The sequence below is a fragment of the Mesorhizobium sp. M7A.F.Ca.CA.001.10.2.1 genome, assembly GCF_003998575.1.
GTDB lineage: Bacteria > Pseudomonadota > Alphaproteobacteria > Rhizobiales > Rhizobiaceae > Mesorhizobium.
The window spans coordinates 1-9,242 of record NZ_RZQY01000196.1; the positions used below are offsets into that span (position 1 = coordinate 1).

Sequence of the window (9,242 nt, forward strand, 5' to 3'; positions counted from 1 at the left end):
GATATGGACCATGCCGCGCGGATCATCGAGCGTCTCGGAATAGACCGGCATGCGGGAATGGCCGGATTGTTCGAAAGTGCCCAGGAGATCGCCGAGCGTCGTCGTGATTTCGACCCCCTGAATGTCGGCGCGCGGTACCATGACGTCCTCGACGCGCACTTCGCGCAGCCGCAGGATGTTGTTGAGCATGGCGCGTTCGCCGGGCGAGAAGGCGCCGGCATCGCTCGTCGTCTCGGCAAGCGCGCCGGCAATTTCCTCACGCAGGCTGGTTCCGTTGCGTTGCCGAAACAAGCCCAGAACGCGGTCGAACAGGGAGGGACCGGCAGGCAACGTCTCGCTGGCAGCGCTGCCAGCAGCAGAGGTACTGCTAGCGCCAGAGGTACTGTTAGCACCAGAGGTACTGTTAGCACCAGAGGTAACGGTACTCGGACTTGATCCCTCTTCCGACGTATCGGAAGCCTTGGTCGCACTGCCGGCGTCGGGGCGGGCGGCAGTTTCTGGTTTGTCGTTCATCGTCGTCCGGTCAATTGATCAGATGTAGTTACGCGTAGGGGTCGGGAATGGCAAGCCTTGCAAGCGCCGTGCGTTCGACGGCTTCCATCGCCTCGGCTTCAGTGTCGGTCTCGTGATCGTAACCCAGCAAATGCAGCAGGCCGTGGATGACGAGATGGGTGATATGGTTCTCGACAGGCTTGTCTTCCAGTGCCGCTTCACGCGCGACCGTCTCGGCGGCGAGCACGATGTCGCCCAGCATCGGCGGCAACGGTCCGCCTTGCACAAACGGAAAAGCCGGGAAAGACAAGACATTGGTCGGCTTGTCCTTGCCGCGCCAGCCGGCGTTGAGACCCCGGACATGGGCGTCGTCGGTAAAAACGAGGCTGAGTTCGGAACGGCCCGCCACGCCGGTTTCGGCAAAAGCCGCCTTGACGGCGCGATCGACCAGCCGCGTCAGGCTTGCCTCGTCGGGCCAGTTGCCCGCCTCAACCGATATGTCGATGTCGACGGGAACATTCCCGTCGCCGGATGTTATGTCCTCAGGCATGAAGCCGCATCGTCAACATCAATTCTCGGCGCCGAGGCCGCGCGCCAGCTTGGCGTCCCGGTCGTAGGCCCTGACGATTTCCGCCACCAGCGGATGGCGGACCACATCGCCGTCGTTGAAGCGCACGGTGACCGCGCCCGCCACGCCGTCCAGCACCCGCAAGGCTTCGACCAGTCCCGATTTGGTGTTCGAGGGAAGGTCGATCTGGGTCGGATCGCCGGTGACGATCATGCGCGAATTTTCGCCCAGACGCGTCAGGAACATCTTCATCTGCATCGGCGTGGTGTTCTGCGCCTCGTCGAGGATGACGGCGGCATGCGCCAGCGTGCGGCCGCGCATGAAGGCGAGCGGCGCGATCTCGATCACTTCGGCGGCAATGGCGCGCTCGACTTTGTCGGCGGGCATCATGTCGTAGAGCGCGTCATAGAGCGGCCGCAGATAGGGATCGACCTTCTCCTTCATGTCGCCGGGCAGGAAGCCCAGCCGTTCGCCGGCCTCGACCGCAGGCCGAGAGAGAATGATGCGCTCGACCATGCCGCGCTCGAGCAGCATCGCCGCATGGGCCACCGCCAGATAGGTCTTGCCGGTGCCGGCCGGGCCGATGCCGAACACCAGTTCCGACCGTTCCAGCGCCCGCATATAGGCGTCCTGGTTGAGTGAACGGGCATAGATCGTCTTCTTGCGGGTGGCGATCTGGGCGGCGGAAACCTTGCCCTTGCGCTCCAGCGTCGGCAGGGTCAGCTGATCGTCGGCGGCGATCGCCATGCGCACGGCGCCGTCGACGTCGGACTGGCCGATATCGACGCCTTTCTGGAGAATGCCGTAGAGGTTGTCCAGGGCGCGGCGCGCCTGCTCGGCGGCCGACGCCGAACCCTTGATGGTCAGCTGGTTGCCGCGTGAGCGGATGTCGACGCCAAGCTTCTGCTCCAGCCTGGCGAGGTTTTCGTCGAACTGACCATAAAGGGCGCTGGCAAGCTTGTTGTTGTCGAAAGTCAGAACGATGTGCGCCATGTCAGAAGCCCCAGATGCCGGTACCGGGGGCAGGTTCTTCAGCTCTGCTGCGCTCAACCGTCTCTCCTCATCTGCCGAGACCCTCAGGCCAATTCGGCGAACAGGCTGTTGTAGCCCGTCTTCGTGATTCGCACCTGGATAATGTCACCGATTTCGCCGGCCTTTTCATCAACAATAACCGGCTGCAGCCAAGGCGAGCGGCCAACCTTCTGGCCGGCCTGACGGCCGGGCTTCTCGATCAGCGTGTCGATGGTGGTTCCGACGAGGCTCAAACCAAAATCCTGCTGCTGCTTCACAAGCAGAGCCTGTAGTCTCTGCAAGCGCTCGTCCTTGACCATTTCCGGCACATGGTCGGCCATTTCGGCGCCCGGCGTGCCCGGACGCGGCGAATATTTGAACGAAAAGGCCGAGGCGTAATTGACCTGGCGCACCAGCTCCATGGTCGCCTCGAAATCCGCCTCGGTCTCGCCGGGAAAGCCGACGATGAAGTCGCCGGAGAGCGCGATGTCAGGCCGCGCGGTACGGATGCGGTCGAGCAGCGCCAGATAATCCCTGGCCGTGTGCCGGCGATTCATCGCCTTGAGGATGCGGTCGGAGCCGGATTGCACCGGCAGATGCAGATAGGGCATCAACGCCGGCAGATCGCGATGGGCCGCTATCAGTTCGTCATCCATGTCGCGCGGGTGGCTGGTGGTGTAGCGCAACCGCGCCAGCCCGGGGATTTCGGCCAGCCTGAACAGCAGGCGGCCAAGGCCCCACTCCTGACCGCTCCCGCCCTGGCCATGCCAGGCATTGACGTTCTGGCCGAGCAGCGTCACTTCGCGCACGCCGGCTTCGGCCAGGCGCTCAGCCTCCGCGACAATCTGCGCCACCGGCCGGGAGACTTCGGAGCCCCTTGTGTAGGGCACAACGCAGAAGGTGCAGAACTTGTCGCAGCCTTCCTGCACGGTGAGGAAGGCGGTGACGCCGCGCTTGATGACCTCGGCGCGCCTGGGCTGCGGCAGGTGCTCGAACTTGTCTTCGATGGCGTAGTCGGTCTCGACGATCTTTTCGCCGCCGCGCACCCGCGCCAGCACGTCCGGGAGCCGGTGATAGGTCTGCGGACCGATGACCAGGTCGACGGCCGACGAACGGCGGATGATCTCGGCGCCTTCAGCCTGCGCCACGCAGCCGGCGACGCCGACCAGCATCTCACGGCCGGCCAGGGCACGCTCGGCTTTCATGGCGCGGATACGGCCGAGCTCGGAATAGACCTTTTCGGCCGCCTTCTCCCTGATATGACAGGTGTTCAGCAGCACCAGGTCGGCCTCGCCAATGGCATCGGTCGCGGAATAGCCGTCGGCAGCCAGCGCATCGGCCATACGCTGTGAATCATAGACATTCATCTGGCAGCCATAGGTCTTGATGAAGACTTTTCTCGCTGCCGCGGGAAGCACCGCCGGCTGTCCAGCCGTAGTGCCGATGTCGTCGCTTTCTATCGTGTTCAAGTCCATAAGGCGGCTTCTAACGCCTTTCCGTGACAAAAAACAGACGATTCTCGGCCCGCGCCAGCAAGAGCGTGCCGGAGCTACCGGCTCGGCCGCGGGTCGGCAAGCGCCGCCTGCATCATCTCACGCACCTGGCTTTCCATCAGTTTCGACGTCTCCTTGCGGTTCGAACCCTTGGAGAAGGCGATTGCCTCGCCGAAATGCACCTCGACGTCGAGCGCGCCCTCAGCGAGCAGAACCTTGAGATGCGGCATCAAATCCTCATCGCCGATCCAGGCGGCAAGCGGGCGATGCCGGCGGCCGAGCGGCACGCCGTGCAGACGCGTATAGGCGATCGCCACCGGCTGGATGAACACCTGTTCCGCCGCGCCTTCGGAAATCGCCATCGAGGCGGCGCCGAACAGCGTGCTCTTGAACGGCAGGACCATATTGCCGTCGCCGGTCGAGCCCTCGGCAAACAGCACCATCGCATCGCCCTTGGCCATGCGGCTGGCAATCTCGCTTGCCTGGTCGCCCGACGAACGCTTGCGCTCGCGCTCGATGAACACGGTGCGCTGCAGCTTCGACAGCATGCCGATCAGCGGCCAGCCTTCCATATCCGCCCTGGCGATGAACTTTACGTCGGCAAAAGAGCCGAGCACCATGATGTCGGTCCAGGAGATGTGATTGGACGCCACCAGCAGCGGGCGCTTGTCGGACAGCGCTCCCTTGACATGGATGCGCATGCCGAGCGCCCTGACGATCAGCCTGTGCCAGACCTTGAGGATGAAGGTTTCCGGCCACCAGCCGGTCTTCATCGACAGTATCTGTAGCGGCACGAGGACCAGCGAACCGGCGACAACGAGGCCCAGCGCCAGGAAAATCCTGATTTTCTTGATCATCGCCCCATCCCGGCCGTCTCGCTAGCGAAGATCGCGGCGCATGACAAGCGCGCCGGTCGGTCCGTGTTCGGCCGATCTGTAGTAATTCGGCCGCTTGCCGACCTCGCGGAAGCCCAGCCGACGATAAAGCGCGATCGCCGCGACATTGGTCTCGTCGACCTCGAGGAACAGCGCTTCGGCGCGCTGCGCGTGCAGTTCGCGCAACACCGCGTCCATCAATTGCCAGCCCAGCCCCTGGCGACGATGCGATCGCGCCACCGCGACGGTCAGGATCTCGCCCTCGCCTGCCGCAAGCCTCGCCAGCACGAAGCCGGCGGGCGGCTTGGAGCCCTGTCCGGTTTCGCGCGCGGCATAGCCGAACACGGTGTCCTGTTCGAGCAGGGCGGCGAATTCGCCATCGGTCCAGGGGCGGACAAAGTCCTCGCGATGCAGCAGCGAGACCGCCGGACTGTCGGCGATCCTCAGCGGCTCGAGCGCGTAGTCCCGGCGGCGTGGTTGGAGAAAAGGTATGCGCATTTATCTTTCTTGCCTTGATAGAATAAAGCCAGCCTGCGGCTTGGCGTCGGCGCCGCGTATATAGAGTGGTTTCGGCCGTTCGCCCGCGCCCTTGGCGGCAGCCAGGCGGGCGTAGGTGACAATGTCGGCGGTGGCTGTCCGAGGGCCGACATCAAATTCGCGCCCGGCCGATGCGCTGATGAGCGCTGCCGCGGTGCCGGCAAGCACCGGAGACGTTTCCTTCGCCATAGCCACCACGTCAGCCAGCGTGGCCGCGGCCGGACCGTAAGTCAAGACTAACCTTTCGTCGTAAAAGGCCGCGTGGATCTCTTCACGGCCGGCATCGAGCGCCGCCAGCACGGCGCGACCGGGAAATGCCGCTGCTGCTTCGACGGCCAGCGCCTCCAGTGTCGTCACCCCTATTGCCGGTATCTTCAGCGCCAGCGCCAGGCCACGCGCGGTCGAGACGCCGACGCGCAGACCGGTGAAAGAACCGGGGCCGACAGAGACGGCGATGGCGCCAAGACCTGCATAGTCGGTTGCGCTTGCCTCCAGCGCTTCGGCGATGACCGCCATCAGTTGCTCGGCATGGCCCTTGCCGAGATCGAGCACCTGACGGCCAAGCTCCTGCTTCGCCGTCGCGTCATAGACGCAAGCGGCGCAGAGATTGGCGGCACAGTCGATGGCAAGCAATTTCATGAGGCAACCGGTTCGAAAAACAATTCCCTGTGCCCGCCACGGCCCGCCACCGCAAGGGGATAGTGCATAATTCGTTAAGCGGCTTCGCTTGTAGCCTATGCGGCCTGTTCGATACGCAGCATGTGGTTGTCCCAGACATAGTCCGGTTCGGAGCGTGTCGCACCGCTGCCCTCGACGATCTCGCCGGCGCCGGTGGTGGCCATGAAGCCGGTTCCATCGGGCGCCACGCCGCAGACCTCGACCAATGCGCTGTTCGCAACGACCCGGCCGCTGGCCGCATCGATCACGACGAGCGAGTTGCCTTCCGGCGAGGAAACGGCGACGGTTCCGGCAGCCCAATTGGCGGCTACCGAGCCTATGTAGTTGCGGAAGCCGGACAAAACGTCCTGCGGCATGTCCAGCAACTGCAGCTCCTTGCCGCGCGCGGCGCGACCGACCAGCAACGGTCGATCGGTGCCCGGCCCCCTGTACTGGCAGCCGAACCAGACGCTTCCGGACCGATCGGTGTCCATGTGGCGGATCGACAGCTGATGCAGTGCGGCCGGCAATTCGTGCTTCTCGATAAGATCGCCGGTGACGCGGTCTATCAGCACATAGGACGGCTTCATGGTTGCAATGTTGAGCTCGGCGCGGCCGTAATCCGGATGGGTCTCGATGCCGCCATTGGCAACCGCGATCGTCCTGCCATCGCCCAGGAGCAGAAGCTCGTGCGGACCCATGCCATAGGTCGGGAATTCGCCGACACGGCTGAATTTGGCCCGCGCATCGTAGACGCCGACGACGCCGGCGGCGTTGTCGAAGTCGTTTTCGGTGGCATAGAGCAGCGCACCGTCGGCCGAGAACACGCCATGGCCGAAGAAATGCCGGCCGGCGATGCTGGCGATGGTCAGCGGCGCGTCACGGCCCGAGTGATCGAAAACCACGGCGAAGGTGCCGGGCTGACGCGCGAAGACCACCGAGCGTTTCGATATGGGATCGAAGGTGACATCGTGGCCGCGATCGGGCAGGTCGATCGCATGCAGGACCTTGCCGGCCTCGGACAGGACGGCAGCGCCAAAGCTGCCGTCGCGTTTGACGAAAGCCGTGGCGAAGACGGCGTCGGCCACAAGCGTGGTTGCCCAGGCCGAGGGCGTCATCGTCGCCATGAAGCCAACGCCTGCAGCTCTCAGGAAATCGCGGCGATCTATCAGAGGGGTTTTCAAGGATCAATCTCTCTTCTTGAGCATGATCTTTTCCGAAAACCGGCTTCCACTTTTCGGGATCATGCTCAGTCCCCATCCAGCGAGGAGAAGCCTGCGGTCAGTCCGAATTCGGCGGTCAACCTGGTGCCAATCAAGGCCGAGAGGCTGGAGGTGATCAGCGCGAAATGATCGAGCTTGTCACGCAGCGCCGGATCGGCAAGCGCCTTGTCGATTGGACCGCTGACCGCCTTGGCGGTGGCGACACCGTTGACCAGCTGGATGTGGATCGATTCGGCCATCCAGCGCGCATCGGTCTGCAGGGCATCGCCCAGCTTCGAGGCCTGGAACAGCGTATCGATGCCGGAGAGATTGCCGGCCAGTGACGCGGTGGTGTTTTGCGAGCGCCAGTAGATTGCCTGTTTCGGCTTGTCCGCATCCGGCTTGCCGCCGAAAAACCCTTTCAGGCGCACGTCGCGCACCATTTCGAGCTCATTGATGAAGACGCCGACCAGTTCCGTCACCGCTTCGTTGCCGTCGCGGTAAAGTGGGTTCTGCGGCCCCGGATTGGCCCAAAGCGCTGCAAAGCCGTCCGGCTTGTTCCAGGCGGCGCTGACCTCACCGGCCATGGCTTCGATGTTGCCGGCAACCGCCGCGCCATATGCGCAGCGGTAGGGATCATCCTTGCCGGCAAGTGCATCGGCGCCGTCGCCGTAAAGAACGAATTCGAGCGCGCCCAGCCCCTGCATGGCAACGCTCTTGCCGGCCAGTTGTGCCGGATCGGTCGCGGTCGGATCCTTGTCGGACAGCGCCGCCTGTACCTGTTTCAGGCCGATGCTCTTGCGATCCGGCCAGAACAGCATGCGCTCCAGCCGGTTGTTCTCCTTGATCGGTCCGAAGCCGATGATTTCGGCTGACGACCAGGCATAGACGGTGGCGGAGAATTCGGCGCGTGCGGCATCGAGTTCTCCTTGCGAGGGCGTGACGCACAGCTCGCGCATGGATCCGGTCAAGGCTTCCGCATGCTCGTGCAGGCCGGCATAGGCCGGGCGGACGAAGCCATCGATCGCGCGCTGGATGATATCGGAGGCTTTGACCGCCGCCGACGCAGGGACAACGCCCAGCAGGGCCAGCGGAAGAACGAGAAACAATGCAGAACGCTTGAACATCACAGTGACTCCAGGAATTTGAGCAGCGCGTCACGCTCAGTCGCACTGGCGGCGGCAAAGCGGTCGCGCGCTTTCTGCGCCTCGCCGCCATGCCACAGAATCGCCTCGGTCAGGCTGCGCGCGCGCCCGTCATGCAGGAAGAAGGAATTGCCGTTGACCGTCCCGGTCAGGCCGATGCCCCACAGTGGCGGCGTGCGCCATTCATTGCCCGTTGCATCTCCCACGGCTTGGCCATCGGCCAGATCAGGCCCCATGTCGTGCAGCAGGAAGTCGGAATAAGGCCAGATCAACTGGAAGGCCTGCGCCTTGTTGGGCGTATCGCGGCGCGTGACGAATTTCGGCGTGTGGCAGGCAATGCAGCCGATCTCGTAGAATGTTTTTTTGCCCGCGAGCACGTCGGGCCGGTCGAGGTCGCGGCGCGACGGCACGGCCAGGTTCTGCGAATAGAAGGTGACGAGATCCATCACCGGCGGCGGCGCTTCGACCGGGCCAAGACGCTGCTGCACGCCGTTCGGCATGTCGAGGCATTTTGCCTCCGCAGCAGTGCAATCGCCCCAATGCTTCGGCTCTTCGGGCGTCGAGATGCCGATGTCGCCGGCAAAAGCGTCCGCCGCCTGCTGGCGGATCGACGCGGTCTGTGCCTTCCAGCCGAAACGGCCAAGCGTCAGTTTTCCGTTCAGGCTATCGCGCACGATGTTCGGCCTGCCGGAAATGCCGTCGCGGTCCCTGTCGTCCGGATCGGCGTGGGCGAGAATATCAGCCGGCGCGATCTGTTCGATCAGGCCCAAGCCGATCATCGGCGGGGTCAGGCGCGGCGACAGCGTGGTGCGTGGGTCAAGCGGCCCGTAGCCAAGGCCGTCAACCGAATAGCTCGGCTTGCGCAAGGAGATCACAGTGCGGTCCGTCAGCTCTACCTTACGTTCTTGGTAGTCGATATGCATCCTGCCTTCACCGGGCAGGCCGGGTACGGCGAGCTCCTGCAATTGCCTGCCGTAGACCGGGTCGGGGAAGTTGAGCACCTCGTGGTCGGCAAGCGCCGCCTTCTCTTCCGCGCTGCTGGCGTCACGGGCCAGCCGCAGGAACATCGACGTGGTGCCGACGTCGCCTTGCGGCGGGCGGCCGCGGCCATCCTTCAGATGGCAGTTCTGGCAGGCACGTTCGTTGAACAGCGGGCCGAGCCCGTCCGACGCCTGCGTCGAGGATGGCGACGAGACCCAGTTCTTGCGGAAAAGGGCATTGCCGAGCTTGAAGTCGCCCTCTTCCTCGAAGGTGATGTTGGC

The 9,242-nt window shown here is 64.0% G+C and carries 9 protein-coding genes and 1 pseudogene; all 10 read right to left on the minus strand.

Going from position 1 to position 9,242, the window contains the following annotated elements; translation table 11 throughout:
* Window positions 1-513, minus strand: a pseudogene (locus tag EN964_RS14810) (magnesium/cobalt efflux protein); the annotation flags it as partial.
* 28 nt (window positions 514-541) lie between these two features.
* A complete protein-coding gene (gene ybeY / locus EN964_RS14815) occupies window positions 542-1,042 on the minus strand; it encodes an rRNA maturation RNase YbeY (protein WP_127276481.1) in 501 nt (166 codons plus the stop codon).
* An 18-nt stretch (window positions 1,043-1,060) separates the two neighbouring features.
* Window positions 1,061-2,053: a PhoH family protein gene (locus EN964_RS14820; protein WP_023758127.1), complete on the minus strand. Its 993-nt coding sequence runs from the start codon at window positions 2,051-2,053 to the stop codon at window positions 1,061-1,063.
* 83 nt (window positions 2,054-2,136) lie between these two features.
* A complete protein-coding gene (gene miaB, locus EN964_RS14825; protein WP_127266948.1) occupies window positions 2,137-3,546 on the minus strand; it encodes a tRNA (N6-isopentenyl adenosine(37)-C2)-methylthiotransferase MiaB in 1,410 nt (469 codons plus the stop codon).
* A 74-nt stretch (window positions 3,547-3,620) separates the two neighbouring features.
* Entirely contained in the window at window positions 3,621-4,421 is an 801-nt protein-coding gene (locus EN964_RS14830) for a 1-acyl-sn-glycerol-3-phosphate acyltransferase (protein ID WP_127266949.1), read from the minus strand.
* Window positions 4,422-4,442: 21 nt separating this feature from the next.
* A complete protein-coding gene (gene rimI, locus EN964_RS14835) occupies window positions 4,443-4,937 on the minus strand; it encodes a ribosomal protein S18-alanine N-acetyltransferase (RefSeq protein ID WP_127266950.1) in 495 nt (164 codons plus the stop codon).
* Complete coding sequence (tsaB, locus tag EN964_RS14840) at window positions 4,938-5,615, minus strand: tRNA (adenosine(37)-N6)-threonylcarbamoyltransferase complex dimerization subunit type 1 TsaB (RefSeq protein ID WP_127266951.1); 678 nt, start codon at window positions 5,613-5,615, stop codon at window positions 4,938-4,940. It abuts the gene before it with no gap.
* Window positions 5,616-5,710: 95 nt separating this feature from the next.
* Entirely contained in the window at window positions 5,711-6,817 is a 1,107-nt protein-coding gene (locus EN964_RS14845; RefSeq protein WP_127266952.1) for a DUF1513 domain-containing protein, read from the minus strand.
* Window positions 6,818-6,882: 65 nt separating this feature from the next.
* A complete protein-coding gene (locus EN964_RS14850) occupies window positions 6,883-7,962 on the minus strand; it encodes an imelysin family protein (protein ID WP_127266953.1) in 1,080 nt (359 codons plus the stop codon).
* Window positions 7,962-9,242: di-heme oxidoredictase family protein (locus EN964_RS14855; RefSeq protein WP_127276483.1), on the minus strand; the 1,281-nt coding region annotated here is incomplete at its 5' end. The genes EN964_RS14850 and EN964_RS14855, both read right to left, overlap by 1 nt.